The organism is Acinetobacter sp. 228 (genome assembly GCF_048147885.1).
The window spans coordinates 1-1039 of the sequence record NZ_JAYWYV010000591.1; the positions used below are offsets into that span (position 1 = coordinate 1).

General features: G+C 44.9%; 2 protein-coding genes. Both read right to left on the reverse strand.

Features of this window, described 5'->3' with window-relative positions; translation table 11 throughout:
• On the reverse strand, positions 1-188 hold a 188-nt coding region (locus tag VXQ92_RS21070; RefSeq protein ID WP_416683077.1), incomplete at its 3' end, for an aromatic-ring-hydroxylating dioxygenase subunit beta.
• Positions 185-1039: SRPBCC family protein (locus VXQ92_RS21075; RefSeq protein WP_416683078.1), on the reverse strand; the 855-nt coding region annotated here is incomplete at its 5' end. The genes VXQ92_RS21070 and VXQ92_RS21075, both read right to left, overlap by 4 nt.

Here is a 1039-nt window from a genome sequence, read left to right on the forward strand (position 1 = left end):
ATAAGTGAAATTTCAGATTGTGGATCTTCAGTTAATCTATCGTCGTCATCCCAAGCTGGCATCCAGAAAGAAGCTTCTGGCGCATAGCATTCAAGCCAGTCATCCCATTGTTCATCATCTAAAAAGCGAGCTTCGCGATAAAGAAACTGAGCAATATTTTCTAAAGTTGCTTTGTCTTGAGTGCTCATGCTGTTTCTCCCTGATCAGCAATTTCTTTCTCTGATGCAATCGCGTGTTTCATGGTCTTTAACCAATATTGATGCTGGGCCAGATACAGGCCTTCATCTTCAGTTTTGATACCACTTAACATGGGTTTTAAACCGATTTCGTTTGCTGCATCGTCCGGTCCATAAATCCAGTGTTTTGAACCACGGCACATGTCATTCCATTCAAGGGCAATACCTGCGTAGCCTGCCTGACAAGCGCGGAACTCTTCTAAATCGTCTGGCGTTGCCATGCCTGAGGCATTGAAGAAATCTTCATATTGACGGATACGGCGTGCGCGGGCTTCAGGTGCTTCGCCCTTAGGTGCGATACAGTAAATAGTGACTTCAGTTCGATTGACCGAAAGTGGACGAAGTACACGAATTTGTGAACCGAATTGATCCATCAAATAAACGTTTGGATACAGACAAAGATTACGTGAACGCTCAATCATCCATTTCGACATCGCTTCACCGTATTTTTCGGTGTATTCGTCTGCTTTCGGGAAGTTAGGACGGTCTTCTGGGTTTGCCCATTGTGTCCACAGCAACATGTGACCATTTTCAAAGCCATACGAGCCACCGCCTTGTTTACCCCAAGAACCTGCACTCATGGCACGAATGTTATCGGCAGCTTGAGTTTCTTTACGGTGCTGAGTTGTTGCTGCGTAATTCCAGTGAACAGCAGAAACGTGGTAACCATCGGCACCATTTTCAGCAGTGAGTTTCCAGTTGCCTTCGTAGGTATAAGTAGATGAACCACGTAAAACTTCCAAACCATGTTCAGACTGGTCAACAATCATGTCGATGATTTTGGTGGTTTCACCCAAAAATTC